Source organism: uncultured Oscillibacter sp. (assembly GCF_910584465.1).
In the GTDB taxonomy this organism is placed as follows: domain Bacteria; phylum Bacillota; class Clostridia; order Oscillospirales; family Oscillospiraceae; genus Oscillibacter.
Map to the genome: position 1 here is coordinate 30637 of NZ_CAJUBK010000003.1, position 16685 is coordinate 47321.

Consider the following 16685-nt stretch of genomic DNA (forward strand, 5'->3'; position numbering starts at 1 on the left):
GCCCCGCGCTCCCCGCGATCGAAAACGGAGGCCGCATATGCGGCCTCAGCACTGCGATGCAGTGCTGAGGATAAAGGAGCCTGTCGGACCCGTCCCCGGCCGGGACGGCCGCGGGGCGGGATGAGGATGGAAGGAGCGGGATGATGATGCTGAAAAGATGCTTGCTGGCGGCGGGCCTGTGCCTGTGCCTGGCCCTGGGGCTCCGGGTCCCGGCGGAGGCGGCGGAGACCGCGGCCTCCGGCACGTGCGGGGCGGAGGGGGCCAACGTCACCTGGGTCCTGGACACGGAGGGGACGCTGACCCTCAGCGGGACAGGGAAGATGGCGGACTACGTGTCCACATCCGGAGGCGGACCGCCGTGGGATGATCGAAAGTCCAGCGTCAAGAAGATCGTGATCGGCGAGGGCGTCACTGGGGTGGGGAGCTGGGCGTTCATGTCCTGCACTGCCCTGACGGAGCTGACGATCCCCCAGGGCGTCACCAGTATCGGGGAGGCCGCGTTTTATGGCTGCACGGCCCTGACGAAGGTCACGATCCCCGGCAGTGTGACCAGTATGGGGAATTCTGTCTTCGGCAGCTGTGGAGGGCTGAGGACCGCGGGTCCCGCGGGCGGGGGATATGGCATCGAGTTCGGCTGGAAGGAGGCCATCCCGGCGAACGCGTTCACGGACTGCGCCAGCCTGACGGAGGTGACGATCCCTGAGGGCGTCACCGGCATCGGGGAGAACGCGTTCATGTTTTGCAATACCCTGACGAAGGTGGCGATCCCCCAGAGCGTCGCCGGCATTGGGTCTCAAGCGTTCATGTCCTGCACCGGCCTGACGGAGCTGGTGATCCCCCAGGGCGTCACCGGCATCGGGGAGAGCGCGTTCCGGTCCTGCACGGCCCTGGAGAAGGTGACGATCCCCGGCAGTGTGACCAGTATGGGGGATAATGCCTTCGGCGGCTGTGAAAAGCTGAAGACTGCGGGCCCCGCAGGCGGGGGATCTGGATACGACATCGAGTTCGGCTGGACGGAGGCCGTCCCGGCGTATGCGTTCGCGAACTGCGCCAGCCTGACGGAGGTGACGATCCCTGAGGGCATCACCGGCATCGGGGAGTACGCGTTCGCGAGCTGCGCCAGCCTGACGAAGGCGGCGATCCCCCAGGGCGTCGCCAGCATCGGGGGGAGCGCGTTCAGCGACTGCACCGCGCTGACGAAGGTGACGATCCCCGCCAGCGTGACCAGCGTGGGGGATACGGTCTTCCAAAACTGTGGAGGGCTGAAGACCGCGGGCCCCGCGGGCGGGGGATACAACATCGAGTTCGGCTGGACGGAGGCCATCCCGGCGGGGGCGTTCATGAACTGCTATAGCCTGACGGCGGTGACGATCCCCCAGGGCGTCACCAGCATCGGAGACAGGGCGTTCCAAAACTGCAGCCTGACCGGCGTGACGATCCCCGCCGGCGTCACCGCCATCGGGGCGAGTACGTTTTCTGGCTGCTCCTCCCTGAAAGAGATCGCGATCCCCGAGGGCGTGACCGGCATAGGGGACAACGCATTTAACTTTTGCATGTCCCTGACGGAGGCGGTGATCCCCGCCAGCGTCACCAGGATAGGGGAAGCCGCGTTCGATTTGTGCGGGCTGGAGCGGATCTCCTTCGGCGGCGGCCGGCGGCAGTGGGGAGCGCTGGCGGCCGCCCAGGATATCGGCGTGGAAGAGGACGTGGACATCACTTATGGCGTGGAGAGCTATACCGTCTCCTACGTCCCCGACGGCGGGACCGGGGAGAAGGCCCCCGAGCTGTTCGACCGCGGCGACCTCCTGACCCTCCCCGGGGCGGACGCCTTCGCGGCCCCGGTGGGGAGGAGCTTCAAAGCCTGGCGGGTGGACGGTGTGGAGCGCGCCCCCGGCGAAACGCAGACCGTCACCAAGGACATGACCGTGACGGCGGTCTGGAGGACCTCCGGCCCCGTGACCGCGGCGCTGTCCGCGGACGGGCGGCAGGCGGAGCTCACCGCCCCGGCGGACGTGCTCCGGGCCGGAGCGGAGGTGTTCGCCGCCCGCTACAGCGACGGGCGGCTGGCGGAGTGCGTCACGGTGTCCCTCCCCGCTGGGGGGGAGACCGCGGCCTTCCCCAAGCGGCTGGACAAGGGCTGGAGGCTCTTCCTCCTGTCCCCCGGGACGAAGGTGCCCCTGTGCGGCGAAGTGAGATGGGCATGACCCGATAAACGAAGCAGGCCCCGGCGCGGAACCTTCCGCGCCGGGGCCTGTTCCCATCCGTCCGTCACCGGCCGGGGACGGTGGGACCGGGCGGAGCGGGTCCTCCCGCCCCGCCCGGGGGCTCACAGGCTGTCCCGCAGGGCCTCCACCGCCCGGCGGAGCTCCTCCAGGTTGATGAGGCAGGTCTCCAGCTTCTTCCTGGCCGTCTCGTGGTCCGCCTCCGCCTCCAGCTCCAGCGTCCGGATCAGGGCGGTGGAACGGCGGATGGACCGCCCGAAGGACTCCACGGTCCGCAGGGGGGAGGGGGCGGCCTTGGGCGGCGGGGGCGGCAGCTCCGCCGCCTTGGCCCAGGCGATGGCCCGGTGGACCAGGGCGGGGAAGTCGGACTTGTTCTCCGCCTTCTCCACGAAGGCCTCCACGGCGGGATAGAGGTGCTGGTTCTTCTTCCGGGCCAGCTCATAGGCGTCGGTCATGGTCATGCTCCCGGCCTCGGCCCAGGCGGTCAGGGTCTCGTCCAGGTTCAAAAGGTCCAGGTACCGCTCCACCGTGGCCCGGCTCAGCTCGCACTGGTCGGCCATCAGCTCCGCCTGTTCCTTCACGTTCTCGGGGAGCCGCCCCTCCTGGCGCAGGACCTCCCGCAGGGTCTCCAGCTGCCGGGCCATGTCGAAGGGGGAGAGGTTCCGGCGGTGGAGGTTGGCCCCCATCAGGGCCCGGAGCTCGGCCAGCTTGTCGGGGTAGTCCCGGACCTTGCAGGGGACGGCGGCCTTCCCCAGCTTCCGGGCGGCGGCCACCCGGCGGTGCCCGCTGACGATGCGCCAGCGGCCCTCCCCGGCGGGGGTGACCACGATGTCCTCCAAAAAGCCGTCCTTCTCCACGGAGGCCAGGGTGGCGCGGAACTGCTCGTCCTCGGCCATGGAGAAGCGGTTGAGGGGGTTGTCCTCCAGGGCCTCCACCGGGAGGGAGCGGACCAGCTCGCCGTTGACGGCGGAAGCGTTCTCGGCGGTCTTCTGGAGGGTGGAAAAGATCGAGGCGGTCTTCTTCGCCATGGCTCAGCCCTCCATCCTTGCCAGCATCTCGTCCGCCAGGGCGGCATAATCCAGGGCGGCGGTGCAGCGGGGGGAGTACTGCCGCAGGGGCAGCAGGGCGATGGGGGCCTTCTTCACGTCGATGTTCTTGCGGATGTAGGCGGTGAAGGCCAGCTCCGGCAGGAGGGCGGGGAGGTTGGCGATCATCTCCCGGTCCAGGCTGGACCCGGTCTCCACGGCGGTCATGAAGATGCCCAGGACCCGGATATCGGGGTTGCCGCCGGCCCGGACCTCCCGGACGGTCTCCAGCATCACGTCATAGCCCTCGATGGAGTTCTTGTCCACCTTGATGGGGATGAGGACGTACTGGACGGCCATGAGCACGTTGATGTTGAACAGGGACTCCAGGGAGGGGGAGCAGTCGAAGAACACGTGGTGGTAAGTATCCGGGATCTGGGGCAGGAGGCGGCGGAGCACGGTGTCCCGGCCGAAGCGCAGCTCCTGCATGGCCAGGAGGGCCGGGGCCAGCAGGCCGCCCCCCCGGATGAGGTCCAGCCCCTCCACGGAGGTATGGCAGATCGTCTCCGCCAGGGAGGGGCACTTCCCGGTGATCACGTCCGCCAGCGTGGCGGGGGGCGTCTGGGTGAGCTGGAGGTTGCTGGTGGCGTTGCCCTGGGTGTCGGTGTCGACGAGCAGGACCCGCTCCCCCCGCTGGGCCAGCTCCCCGGCGAGGTTGATGGCGGAGGTGGTCTTCCCGGTGCCGCCCTTTTGGTTCATGATGGCGATGGTGTTCATGCGTCGGCCTCCTTCCGTTCCAGGGCCTCGATGCTGGCCACCTGCTCCAGCACGCTGTCCAGGATGAGCTGGCTCATGCTCATGTGGAGCTTGGCGGCGGTCATCTTGATGCGCGCGCGTTCGTCCTCGGTGGCGTAGACCAGCAGTTTCACCTTTTTTTCAGCCTCCATCGGCAGATCCTCCTATGTTTCGACATTTTGACATCATCACATGATACTCAGTATGACATCATAATGTCCCGCCGTCAAGGGGAAATTTGGCGGAGGGGGGAGGAGGGGCGCCCAAGATGTTCCTGACAGACGGCTCCGCCCTGCCGCTGTCCCCGGCGCTGTGAGGCGGGGGCCCCGCCGGAGCGCCCGCCCATGAGGCCATGAGCCCCATAAAGACGCGGAAGGCCCGGGGGAGCTCCCCCGGGCCTTCGCTGGTGGTCGGTGCGCTTTTATGAGAGAGGAGGGATAGAGGGATCAGGCGATGCCGTAGTGGCTGCAAAAGCGATACAGGAACACCGCGAAGTGCGCCCGGGAAGCGGTCCCGGTGGGGTTGAGCAGTCCGGCGGAGGTGCCGCCGACGATGCCGTTGCCCACGCCCCAGGCCATGGCCTCCCGCGCGTAAGAGGCCACGCTGCCCGCATCGGGGAAGCCGGAGATGGACTTGCCGCCGGTGACGGCGTATCCCTTCAGCAGGGCGTAGCGGTAGAGCATGGCGATCATCTGCTGGCGGGTCATGGTGTTGGTGGGGTTGGACCCGTCGGACACGCCGTTGGCGACGGCCCAGGTCCGGGCTTCGGCCATGTTGGCGGGATAGGTCCCGTTCAGGCGGCCCAGCACCATCCACAGCTGCTGGCGGGTGACCATGCGGTCGGGGCTGAACACGCCGTTGCCGTAGCCCTGCATGATGCCCTTCCCGGCGGCCCAGGAGATCTCCTTATAGGCCCAGAAGCTGGGATCGACGTCGGTGAAGGAGGGGATGGCCTCCGGGATGAGGCCGGCTTCCCCGCTGGGGTCCGTGTCCTTGACCCTGGGGGTGGTGGAGGTGGGGCCGCTGCTGCTGCCGCCTCCGCCGCTGGGACGGCCGCTGTCGCGCTCCTTCCACTGGGCGTAGATGGTGGCGTCCGCGTCGAAGGTGGAGCGGCTGGTGATCTCCGTGCCGCCGTCCTCCTCCGTGTACCAGCCGAGGAAGCGGTAGCCGGACCGGGCGGCGTCGGGCAGGGCGCCGATGGCCTTGCCCTTCTCCACGGTCTTGACGATGCTGTCCTTACCGTCGATCTTGCCGCCGTTGGCGTCCAGGGTGACCTGGACGGTCTCGGCCTCGGGAGGGATGACGGCCTTCTTGTCGAAGGTCACCACGACCTTGGCGTCGGCCTCGGGCGTGACGGTGTAGACGCCCTCGTCGGCGGTGAGGGCCTTGCCGTCCAGGGTGACGGAGGTCAGCTCGCTGTCCCCGGCGGGGACGGCGGTGAACTGCAGGGACTCGCCCTCTTCCACGACGATCTCCGCCTTGTCGGCGATGGCCTTGCCGTCGGCCTGGTCGGTGACGGCGCCGGAACCGGTGCCGCCGATGGTGAAGGTGATGGTGTACTCGGCCTTGTCCTCAGGGATGGTGTACTCAAGGTAGTCCTTCCCGTTGAACTGGACGCCGGGGACCCGCAGGCGCAGGACATTGCCCGCTTCAAGGACAGGGATCGTTGCGTCGTTGTAAGTCTTTGTAAAGGTGCCATCCTCCTGGGTGCGGAAGTTGAACGTTTTTACGATGGCGTACTCAGATTCGGCCGCGTCCTTATCGGACTTGACCAGAAGAGAGCACATGTAGTAGGTAGCGCGGCTGCCCAGGCCGGTCAGGCTCAGGGAGACCTCATTGGAGCCAGCCTCCGCGCGGATGGCGGAAGCGGGCTCGGCGGCGAAAACGCTGCCCAGCATCGTAAAGCAGAGAATGACGCTCAACAAAAGCGCAGAGATACGTTTTGTCATTTGTCTTCTCCTTACGTTTTACTCGTCGACTTCAATGTCGGCAGGGATACCGATGATGTTTTCCGCATCAACGTTGGGAGTGCCGTCGGCATTGACAGCGGGATCGCCGATCACGGCCCAGAGGTTGGCGAGCTCAGCGGCGGGAGCGGTCACACTGGCGTCATAAGTGCTCTCGCCCATCTCCGCAGCCTTGGGAGAGCTCCACACATAGTTGAAGCTGCCGGTGCTGCTCTTCAGGGCCGTGACGAGGGTCTCGTCCTGCTCCAGCGCGAAGGTGTGGCGGTTGCCTTCACCCTTGTTCGTCATGGTCACAGGGTCGATGCTGGCGTTCGCGGGATCGACGACGACGAAGTCGGAGAAGTGACGGGTGAAGAAGGTGAAAGCGCCGTTGGAAGGAGCATCCTGCCGTACACGGAAGAGTTTGCCGCTATCATTGCGGTAAGCGACGATGGGGTTCGTGACGGTAGTAGTGACATTGATCGTCACAGCCACGGGGACGTCGAACGTATCGACCTTGCCCAGGCTGAGGCTGACGCCGCCCAAAATAGTGGTGGTCGTCGTCATCTTGGTCATGGTCAGTGTGACAGTCTGCTGTCCGAGGACAGAGGTGGGCAGAGCCACGACGGCGACCTCGGTGGTGACCGTCACGGTCTTGATAGCGTCCGCTTGTGCAGCGGCGGACAGCAGTTCGCTGGGAAGACTGACGTTCACCGTGGTGGCGTTCTCGGTATTGACAGTCACCTTCACGGTGCCTTCCTCCGCGCCGGCTTCCACCATGGAGGCGGCTTCATCTTCACTTATCTCCACATTGGCGGTAGCCTCGCCGCCGCTGACTTCGGCGGAAACGATTTTCTCGTTGTCCTCGGCCACGGCCACCACATCGGTCAGAGTGCCGACGTACACATCGCCGGTGGCGTAATAGTGGAAGGTATCCACTTCGCCGGTCGTGACCTTCTTGAAGGAGTAGTAGCTGATGGGATCGGTCTCGCCGTCCTTGGTGACGGTGATCTCGCCGTTCTCATCCTCCGTCACCGTGACGGCTTCGCCGCCGAGCTTCGCCGTCCACGACGCGGCGAGCGCGGACAGGGGCAGCAGGCTGATGACCATGCAGAGGGTCAAGAGTGCTGCGGTGAGTTTCTTTTTCATCTGGTTGATATTCCTCCTGCTAGTATTTGCGGGGTGCAGTAGTTTCTGTTTCCTCCTCCTTCCCTCCTCATCTCCGCCAAGGCGGGGATGCCAAAAAGTACACCTTTTGGAAGGACGGCCCGTTCAGGGCGGTCCCCCCTCCGGGAGCGGGGATATGTAAAATATTTTGCCCAAATCCGTTGCAATCGGGAAATCGGTATGCTATTATTAAGAAACGGTGGCAAACTGTCAAAAGGTGTACTTTTTGATACCAAAAAAGTACCGTTTTTATGCCGTCTCAGAGGGGGAGGCGGGGCCCTCCCGCCCGGTATTCCCGCAGGCGGCGGTAAAAGGTGGAGCGGCTCATGCCGCTGCGCCGCAGGGCCTCGTCGAAGGGGAGGCGCTGTTCCTCCCAGGCCGAGGCCAGGAGGGCGAAGTCCTCGGCGGCCTCCAGCGGGGGCCGCCCGAAGCGCACGCCCCGGCTCTTCGCGGCGGCGATGCCCTGCTCCTGGCGGCGGTGGATGCTCTCCCGTTCGTTTTGGGCCACGAAGGAGAGGATCTGCAGCACCAGGTCCGCGATGAAGGTCCCCATCAGGTCCTTGCCGTTCCGGGTGTCCAAAAGCGGCATGTCCAGCACGCAGATGTCCGCGCCGATCTCCCGGGTCAGGATGCGCCACTGGGTCTGGATCTCCTCATAGTCCCGCCCCAGGCGGTCGATGCTCATGACATAGAGGACGTCCCCGGGGCGCAGCCGCTCCAGCAGGGCCCGGTACTGCGGGCGGTCGAAGTCCTTGCCGGACTGCTTGTCCAGATAGATTTGCTCCACGCCCCGTTCCCGCAGGGCGATCGTCTGCCGGTCTTCGTTCTGGTCCGCGCTGGATACGCGGACATAGCCATAATGTTCCATGATTCCTCCCCGTGCGCCGCTCCCGGCGGCGTTCGTTTTTCCTGTCCGGCGGGCGGCCTGTCCGCTCCCGTCTGCCTCCTATTATAATATGTGCGGTTTTCGGCGGCGGGAGGAGCGCGCGGGGGTTGAAAAACGCCGGGGGATATAGTATCCTGTTCCCAGGATGCCCGTATTTTGGGAACGCCTGGAGGATCTTCCGCGTGATACGGGCGATCAGGGATGAGGAGGGCACTGAGGATGAAAAAGATACGGTTCGGACTGCCGCTGCTGGTGCTGTGCGCGGCGCTCTTCCTGTCGGGCACGGCCCGGGCGGCGGAGCATTCGGGGACGTGGCCGGACTATGAACTCAAGCCTGGATACGGCGGCACCTGGACGCTGGACGGCGAGGGGACGCTGACCTTCGAGGGGAAGGGCGTGATCCCTCCGGAGGAGGCCAACGGCTGGGCGGAGTGGCTCTCGTACCGGGACGAGGTCAAGGAGATCCGGATCGGCTCCGGGGTCACGGAGCTCACCTACCATGTGTTCGCGGAGTTCAAAAACCTCCAGTCGGTGGAGATCCCGGACACCGTCACCGCCATCCTGGACGGCGCGTTCCGGGACTGCACCAGCCTCACCTCGGTGACGATCCCCGCAAGCGTTGAGACCCTCTCCGTCGCCAGAGAGGATGACGGCGGCGTGCATTTCGGCTCGTTCGGAGGCTGCACCGGCCTGCGGACGGCGGACGTCGCCGCCAAGGCGGTGGGCCCGCGGGCCTTCTTCCACTGCTCCTCGCTGGAGACGGTGACCCTGCGGGAGGGCGTGGCTTCCCTGGGGAAGGAGGCGCTTTATGACTGCGGCCTCACGTCCCTGACCCTCCCCGCCAGCCTGACGGCCATCGAGCCCGGCGCGGTGGCGAAGGCCCCCGGGCTGAAGGGGATCGAGACCGCCGCCGGGAACCCGGCGTACCGGTCCGTGGACGGCGTGGTGTTCAGTAAGGACGGGACCGCGCTGGTGCTCTATCCCTCCGGGAGGGAGGGGGCCTACGACATCCCGGCGGGGACGGAGTCCGTCGCGGGCTCGGCGTTCCGCGAGTGCGCGGGCCTGACCGGGCTGAGTGTCCCGGAGGGCCTGGTATCCGTGGGGGACTATGCCTTCACCAAATGCGAGGCCCTGCCGGAGGCGGTGCTGCCCGCCTCGGCTGAGACGGTGGGGGAGTACGCCTTCGCCGGCTGTCCCAAGCTGTCCCGGCTGGAGCTGGGCGGCGTGGAGTCCATCGGGAAGCGGGCCTTCGGGGCCTGCGGGGCCCTGGCGGCGGTGACGCTGCCGGAGGGCCTGCGAAGCGCCGGGGCGGAGGCGTTTTTCGACTGCAGCAAGCTGACCTCCGTGACCATCCCCGGGAGCCTGCGGGAGGTCCCGGCGAGCATGTTCGGCTCCTGCTTCCGCCTGGCCTCGGTGACGCTGGAGGACGGCGTGGAGCAGGTCGGGAGCTCCGCGTTCTCCAACTGCCGCCTGCAGATGGTGACGATCCCCCGGAGCGTGAAGCAGATCGGGGACGGCGCCTTCAAGGTGAGCAGCGCCGCCACCGACGCCCGGGAGCGGACGGTATATTACGCCGGGACCGAGGCGGAGTGGGGCCAGATCGGGATGGGCGCCGACCCGTTCACAGATCCGTTCCGAATCGTCTATGAGAGCGGCGGGCCGGAGGAGCCGGTGCTGGCTTCCGCCGGCTTGACGGTGGCGAACGATCCGACGAAGGACAGCCTGCGCCTGCTCCTCACGCTGGAGCTGGACAACATCGGCGCCGCGGGGGACGTCGCCGTCTGCGCCGCCTACTATGAGAGCGGGCGGATGGTGGGCTTCCGGGAGGCGCGGCTCCGGGTGGAGCCGGGCAAGGGGACCTACCATGTGGACCCGCTGGTGTTCCAGGGGGTGACGCCGGGGATGGTGGACAGCTCCAGGGTGTTCATCCTGGACGGCGGGCGTGCGCCCCTGGCGAAGCTCGTGTGAGCGAAACAAAGGACCTGCGGAGGACGGCCGTCCCCCGCAGGTCTCCCTTTTTTGAGATGGGCGCACCGGGTCCGGCGGGAGGGGCGGTCCTCTCCCGCCGGTCCTTCGCGGCGTGTGTTCGGACCGTCCCGGGGCCCCGGTCCGCCCCGGGCGGGGCGGACCTCGGGCATAGAAATATTTTGAAATTTCCCGAAAGGACTTTTCAACCTCCAAAGATCGTGGTATAGTGTCGAAAAGAAATGGCTCCGGCCGCTTTTGCAAGGGGATGCTGTTTGCCGCCGTCCTCATGCTGTGAAAGGTAGGACTATGCCGTGATAAATCGTTTTCGGAACCTGTTCCTGTTCCTCTGCGACGCCGTGATCCTGGTCGCGATCACGTTCATCCTCTCGGAGTTCTCCCTGCGATACTCCCTTTCGGACGCCGTGGGCACCGGGAACCTCATCCCGCACCTGCTGCTGCTCTATGGATGCACCGTCATCTTCCAGCTGATGTTCCATACATACGACAGCCTCTGGCGCTACGCCGAGAGCCGGGAGTACCTCTCTTTGCTCATGGCCGCGGTCTGCGGCTTTTTCGCCTATGAGGTCGTCACCCGGTTCGTGCTGAACATCGGCGTCATCTTCTTCCTGCTCCTGGCGGCCATCGCCTCGCTGTGGGTGCTGGGGATGCTGAGCATCCGGTTCATCTACCGCGTGGGGCGCGGGCACCTGCATTACCGCCGGGGCTCCCACCAGATCCGGATGGCCATCGTGGGCGCCGGCGCGGCCGGCGTGCAGCTGCTGGAGGAGGTCCAGAACAACCAGGACAGCCCCTACAACGTCCAGTGCTTTTTCGACGACGACCCCTCGAAGCAGGGCAGACGCCTGCGGGGCGTCCCCGTCAAGGGCCGGATCAAAGACATCCCCCAGCGCCTGAAGGCCATGAGCATCCAGGAGATCGTGGTGGCGATCCCCTCCATCTCCGAGGACCGGAGGCACGAGATCCTGCGCCAGCTCTCCACCCTGGACAAGGTGAAGATCCGCGTCCTGCCCAGCACGCTGGACATGCTCAACCAGCAGCCCATCCGCACCCAGATGCGGGACATCCAGATCGAGGACCTGCTGGGCCGGGACCCCATCCACCTGGACCCCGCGCCGGTGGACCGCTTCCTGGGCGGCAAGACGGTGCTGGTGACGGGGGGCGGCGGCTCTATCGGGTCGGAGCTGTGCCGCCAGATCGTGAAGCACGACCCCAAGAAGCTGGTCGTCGTGGACATCTACGAGAACAACGCCTACGACATCCAGCAGGAACTGCTGTATAAGTACGGCGGGCGCCTGGACCTGTCGGTGGAGATCGCCTCCATCCGGGACCGGGAGCGCCTGCGCCAGCTCTTCGCCAAGTACCGCCCCGACGTGGTCTTCCACGCCGCCGCCCATAAGCACGTCCCCCTGATGGAGACGAGTCCTATGGAGGCCGTGCGGAACAACATCTTCGGCACATGGAACCTGGTCCGGGCGGCGGATGAGTTCGGCGTCGCCAAGTTCATCCAGATCTCCACGGACAAGGCGGTGAACCCCACCAACATCATGGGGGCCAGCAAGCGGATGTGCGAGATGATCGTCCAATCCATGAAGGGGAGGAGCGACACCGCCTTCGCCGCCGTGCGCTTCGGCAACGTGCTGGGCTCCAACGGTTCCGTGGTGCCGCTGTTCAAGCGGCAGATCGCCGGGGGCGGGCCCGTCACCATCACGGACAAGCGGATCATCCGCTATTTCATGACCATCCCGGAGGCCGCCCAGCTGGTGCTCCAGGCGGGGGCCATGGCCCGGCAGAACGAGCTGTACGTGCTGGACATGGGCCGTCCGGTGAAGATCCTGGAGCTGGCGGAGAACCTGATCCGCCTGTCCGGGTACACGCCGTACCGGGACATCGACATCGTGGAGACCGGGCTCCGGCCCGGCGAGAAGCTCTATGAGGAGCTGCTGATCGCCAGCCGGGACATCGAGAAGACGGAGAACAACCAGATCTTCATCGAGCGCCAGCCCGCCATCACCCCGGAGGAGCTGGAGAGCAAGCTGGCCCTCCTGTCCGCCGCCCTGGAAAAGAGCGAGCCGGACGCCATCCGGGAGGCGCTGCACGAGGTGGTGCCGACCTTCCACGAGCCCGACGAGGTGAACCGCAGCCAGGGCAAGGAGGTCCGCATCCCGGAGCAGCAGAGCGCGAAAGTCCTGCCCTTCAAGCCGAAGCGCCGCCGCACTGCGGCCCGCTGAAGCGCACCGCTCCAAGAGGGACAAGCCCCTGTACTTCACAGCGCCCCGGCCAAAGGCCGGGGCGCTGTCCCTTTGCCGGACCGCGTCCGGCGGGAGGGGGGACGGGATCTGCCCACACATACGATCGAACAAAATCAAATTTTTGTTCAAAAAAGGGAGGGGATCCGACCGGATGCGCGCAAAAGGGCCTTCGGCCTCATGTGAGTCTCGTCCATGAGGCCGAAGGCCGCTCTTCGTCCCGTCCATCAGTGGTCTGCGCCCCGCTCGTGTCGGGGCCGCGGGCCTGGCCGGGATTGGATGCTTTGTCGGCGGGCGGCGGATCCGCCGTCCTGCCGGGAGGCCGTCTCCCGGATCCGGGCGGTCAGCCCGCCCAGTTCTCCCGCAGCACGGCCGCCACGCGCTCCGTCAGCTCCCGGCAGGCCGCTTCCGTTTCCGCTTCCACCATGACCCGGATCACCGGCTCCGTGCCGGACTCCCGGACCAGGATGCGCCCCGTGCCGCCCAGCTCTTCCTCCACGGCCTTCACCGCCGCCTGGACCGCCGGGTCCGCCTGGGCGGCGGCTTTATCCGTCACCCGGACGTTGATCAGCACCTGGGGATAGACCGTCATGCCTTCTTTCAGGCGGCTCAGGGGGAGCTTCTTCGCCTGCATGACCTCCATCAGCTTCAGCGAGGTCAAGATCCCGTCGCCGGTGCGGGCGTACTTGGAGAAGATGATATGCCCGGACTGTTCGCCGCCGATGCGGCACCCGTGCTCTACCATATACTCATAGACGTATTTGTCGCCCACGGCGGTCTTGGCGTAGCCGATGCCCTTGGCGTCCAGGGCCTTGTAAAGGCCGAAGTTGCTCATCACGGTGGTCACCACCGTGTTGGTCAGCAGCTTGCCCCGCTCCGCCATGTAGGAGGCATAGATATACATGATCTGGTCGCCGTCGATCAGTTCGCCGTTCTCGTCCACCGCGAGGCACCGGTCCGCGTCGCCGTCGTAGGCGAAGCCCACGTCCATCCGGTTCTCCTTCACGAACCGCTGCAGGCCCTCGATATGGGTGGACCCGGCGTCCCGGTTGATGTTCAGGCCGTCGGGACGGTCGTTGATGGGATAGACCTCCGCGCCGAGGGCGCGGAAGACGCTGGGCGCGATGGCCCAGGAGCTGCCGTTGGCGCAGTCCAGGGCCACTTTCTTGCCCTTGAAGGAGTGCAGGGCCAGGGAGATCAGATAGCCGGTGTAGCGGTTGCGCCCCGCGCTGTGGTCGATGACGGAGCCCACGGCTTCGCCCTCCGCCATGGGGAGCTCCTTCCAGACCTGGCCGTCCATCTCCAGATGGCCGTCCAGATAGTCCTCCGCCAGGGCGATGGTGCCCTCGTCCATCTTCTCGCCCTCCCGGTTCAGCAGCTTGATCCCGTTGTCCCCGTAAGGGTTGTGGCTGGCGGAGATCATCACGCCGCAGTCGAACCCGTCCGCCCGGACGGCGTAGGACACGGAGGGCGTGGTGGTGACGTGGAGCAGGTACACGTCCGCCCCGGAGGCCGCCAGCCCGGCGCTGACGGCGTACTCCAGCATATAGCTGGAACGGCGGGTATCCTTGCCCACCACGATCTGGGCCCTGCGGCCCCTGCCGTAATACCAGCCCAGGAAACGCCCGATCTGATAGGCGTGGTCGGTGGTCAGCCCCTGCCCGGCGCGGCCCCGGAAGCCGTCTGTCCCAAAATACTTGCCCATAGGTTCACTCCTCCTGTTCCTTCGGCGCGATGACGCCGCCGGTCTTGTAGATGCTCTGTGCCGGGACGGCGCCCCGGACGCAGGACGTGGGATATATGTTGGTATGCCGGCCGATCACCGTGCCGGGGTTCAGCACGCTGTTGCAGCCGACCTCCACGAAGTCCCCCAGGATGGCCCCGACCTTCTTCCGGCCCGTCTCGATGCGCTCCCCGCCGCTGCGGATCGCGACCAGCGTCTTGTCGGACTTCACGTTGGAGGTGATGGATCCGGCCCCCATGTGGGACTTGTAGCCCAGGATGGAGTCCCCCACATAATTATAATGAGGCGTCTGCACCCCGTCGAACAGGATGACGTTTTTCAGCTCCACGGAGTTGCCCACCACGCAGCCCGCGCCCACCAGGGCGGAGCCCCGGATGAAGGCGCAGTGGCGGACCTCGGTCTCCGGGCCGATGATGCAGGGACTGCCCAGGAAGGCCGTGGGGGCCACCTTCGCCGTTCTATGCACCCAGACCCCGGGCTCCCTCTGCTCGTATCCCTCGGGCTCCAACTGGGGCCCCAATGTCAAGATGAACTCCTTTATCCCGTCCAGCGCTTCCCAGGGGAAAGCGAAGCCTGCCAGCCATCCTCCCGCCAGGCTGTGGGAGAGGTCCAGCAGAGCTCTTGTCGTGATGTCCATGACGACCATCCTTTCCGGCACTGTTATGCCGAGAGAAGTATATCACAAAATTTGGGGCAGTAAAAGGGCCGATCCTATTTTTTGTGGTTTTTTCAACTTTTTGCGCGGGGCCCCTCTTTTTTTCATGGTCCCCGTAGACTTCCTCCCGGGCTCGTGGTATAATGAACTCGATCATCGACACCGCGCGGCGGTGAAAAGGAGGAAGATATGAAAATGAAGCATTTTGCGGCGCTGCTGCTGGTGCTGCTGCTGGCGCTGGGGACGTCGGCCCAGGTCCTGGCGGATGAGCCGGATGCGGAGGGGGAGCTCCGCGATGAGCCTCCGAAGGAAGGCGTTTTCCAGGAAGGGTCCTTCAGCGGCCCCCAGACCATCCCCGGTGAGCCCATGGCGGTCGCGGAGAGCTGGGAAGAGGATCTGAAGGCCATGATACTGGAAGGCTGGACGGCCCGCAAAAAGGAAGTGGATATCAGCTCTCTGCGTATCCCCAAAAGCGAATTAAACCGGTATTGGGATGTCCTCCATACCCTTCAAAACGACCATCCCGAGCTTTTCTATGTCGGCATCGACTCCGTATGGAACAATGGCACTATATTTGTACGACAGGACCTTACCTACCGCACGATCGAAGGCGGTCTTGATAAGGCCATCTCCGATTTCAACGCGGCGGCAAACGAGGCGTTGTCCCAGATCCGGGGGCTTACCGACCCTGTGGAGAAGGCTCTGGTCCTCCACGACTGGCTGGTCTTGAACTGTGAGTATAACTGGTATGTTGGCTTCCATCAGTCGGCGAGTGCCGGCAATACCGGCGATGCCTACGTCGACAGTGGGATGCCTTGGACCGCCTACGGCGCGATGGCGAAGGGAGACGCCGTCTGCGCGGGCTATGCGCTGGCCTATAAGTACCTCCTGGGTCAGGCCGGTATCCCCTGCGTGTACATTTCATCGAGCGAGATGAACCATGCCTGGAACGGCGTGCAGATCAATGGGAACTGGTATCAGGTCGACGCCACTTGGGACGATCCCGTATTGAATCGGGAGGGCCGCGTCGGGCATGGATATTTCCTGCTTTCGGACGAGACCTTCGGTACCACTGGCAAACACTACGGCTGGGATAAGATCGTGACATGCAACAGCAAAATTTATGAGTCCGACTATGTGTTCGTTGGCAACGATTATCCCGTTTATTGTCGGAACGGCAATTTCTATTATATCAAGCCGGAGACCGCCTCCAATTATAGCTGTATCAGCGTTTACAGGACGGCCAGCCTCAGCAGTGGCGGGACCCGTCTCGCCAACGGCCTGGGGCTCAGCAACAACGCGGTCGTCCTGTGGGTCGACAGCCGCTTGTATGTACTGCCCGGTCCGTTCAGCAATCAGGTCAATGAAAAGGTCCTCCTGGTCTATGACCTGGACAACGGCGTGACCGCCCAGGCGGGGCGCTTCACCCATTCCCCCGCCGCCTCGCCGGACGGCCTCGCCTCGGCTGGCAGCGACGACTATCCCGGCCTGCGCTATAACGCCCAGACCAACGAGATCGAAGCGGTCTCCTGCACCCGCCGCCAGACCGTCTACAGCGTCCCCGCCGTGTCCCTGCCCGGCAGCTGGTCCGACGCGTCGACCGGCAGCGCCGCCGCGGCCGTCATCGGCGGATCCGACGAAGCGGCGGCTGTCCTGTGGGGGGTCAACGCCCCCGGCGGCCTGACCCTCTGGGCGGCGTACTACGACGGGAACGGCAAGATGGTGAGCGCCCAGGTGGCCGGCAGGGATGAGATCGTCCCGGCCAATATCTCCAACGTGCGGCCCAAGATGGTCCTCGCCTATCTGGACGCGCCCCGCAGCTATGCCAGCGCCAAGCTCATGCTGCTGACGGAGGAGCAGACCCCCATCTGCGCCGCCGCTTCCTGAGCGGCCCGGATCGGATGCTTTGATATAGGATGGAACGCGCCCCGGCATCCTTGCCGGGGCGCGTTAGAGTGTCGAAAAAGCAGAGGAGACTTCATCGACGGGAAGGAAGAGAGTTACGAGAGG

At 65.5% G+C, this 16685-nt stretch carries 12 protein-coding genes; 4 read left to right on the forward strand and 8 right to left on the reverse strand.

From position 1 onward, the window contains the following. The first annotated feature begins 146 nt into the window (after positions 1 to 146). Positions 147 to 2204: a leucine-rich repeat protein gene (locus QZ332_RS02070; RefSeq protein ID WP_295761712.1), complete on the forward strand. Its 2058-nt coding sequence runs from the start codon at positions 147 to 149 to the stop codon at positions 2202 to 2204. Positions 2205 to 2326: 122 nt separating this feature from the next. On the opposite strand, the gene QZ332_RS02075 is transcribed toward QZ332_RS02070, so the two are convergent. The 6 genes from QZ332_RS02075 to QZ332_RS02100 form a co-directional block, all read right to left on the reverse strand. Next, positions 2327 to 3250: a ParB/RepB/Spo0J family partition protein gene (locus tag QZ332_RS02075; protein ID WP_295761714.1), complete on the reverse strand. Its 924-nt coding sequence runs from the start codon at positions 3248 to 3250 to the stop codon at positions 2327 to 2329. Between the two features lie 3 nt (positions 3251 to 3253). Further along, a complete protein-coding gene (locus QZ332_RS02080; protein ID WP_295761716.1) occupies positions 3254 to 4024 on the reverse strand; it encodes a ParA family protein in 771 nt (256 codons plus the stop codon). Beyond that, positions 4021 to 4194: a hypothetical protein gene (locus QZ332_RS02085; RefSeq protein ID WP_295761718.1), complete on the reverse strand. Its 174-nt coding sequence runs from the start codon at positions 4192 to 4194 to the stop codon at positions 4021 to 4023. Before QZ332_RS02085 ends, QZ332_RS02080 begins: the two co-directional genes overlap by 4 nt. A gap of 294 nt (positions 4195 to 4488) precedes the next feature. Beyond that, positions 4489 to 5991: an S-layer homology domain-containing protein gene (locus tag QZ332_RS02090; RefSeq protein WP_295761720.1), complete on the reverse strand. Its 1503-nt coding sequence runs from the start codon at positions 5989 to 5991 to the stop codon at positions 4489 to 4491. 18 nt (positions 5992 to 6009) lie between these two features. Next, on the reverse strand, positions 6010 to 7137 hold the full coding sequence (locus QZ332_RS02095; protein WP_295761722.1) for a hypothetical protein: 1128 nt from the start codon (positions 7135 to 7137) through the stop codon (positions 6010 to 6012). 277 nt (positions 7138 to 7414) lie between these two features. Then, the gene (locus tag QZ332_RS02100) at positions 7415 to 8026 is read right to left on the reverse strand and encodes a recombinase family protein (protein WP_295761832.1); all 612 of its coding nucleotides are present in this window, start codon (positions 8024 to 8026) and stop codon (positions 7415 to 7417) included. 234 nt (positions 8027 to 8260) lie between these two features. Here QZ332_RS02100 and QZ332_RS02105 point away from each other — a divergent pair, with 234 nt between their 5' ends. Continuing rightward, a complete protein-coding gene (locus QZ332_RS02105; protein ID WP_295761724.1) occupies positions 8261 to 10009 on the forward strand; it encodes a leucine-rich repeat domain-containing protein in 1749 nt (582 codons plus the stop codon). A 311-nt stretch (positions 10010 to 10320) separates the two neighbouring features. Further along, the gene (locus QZ332_RS02110; protein ID WP_295761726.1) at positions 10321 to 12258 is read left to right on the forward strand and encodes a nucleoside-diphosphate sugar epimerase/dehydratase; all 1938 of its coding nucleotides are present in this window, start codon (positions 10321 to 10323) and stop codon (positions 12256 to 12258) included. 361 nt (positions 12259 to 12619) lie between these two features. On the opposite strand, the gene glmM is transcribed toward QZ332_RS02110, so the two are convergent. Both glmM and QZ332_RS02120 read right to left on the reverse strand, forming a co-directional pair. After that, on the reverse strand, positions 12620 to 13981 hold the full coding sequence (glmM, locus tag QZ332_RS02115; RefSeq protein WP_295761728.1) for a phosphoglucosamine mutase: 1362 nt from the start codon (positions 13979 to 13981) through the stop codon (positions 12620 to 12622). Between the two features lie 4 nt (positions 13982 to 13985). After that, positions 13986 to 14657 (reverse strand): UDP-N-acetylglucosamine pyrophosphorylase, encoded by a 672-nt coding sequence (locus QZ332_RS02120; protein WP_295761730.1) that lies wholly within the window; start codon positions 14655 to 14657, stop codon positions 13986 to 13988. A gap of 207 nt (positions 14658 to 14864) precedes the next feature. On the opposite strand from QZ332_RS02120, the gene QZ332_RS02125 reads away from it, so the two are divergent. Then, positions 14865 to 16562, forward strand: coding sequence for a transglutaminase domain-containing protein (locus tag QZ332_RS02125; RefSeq protein ID WP_295761732.1), 1698 nt, complete (start codon positions 14865 to 14867; stop codon positions 16560 to 16562). Positions 16563 to 16685 lie beyond the last annotated feature (123 nt).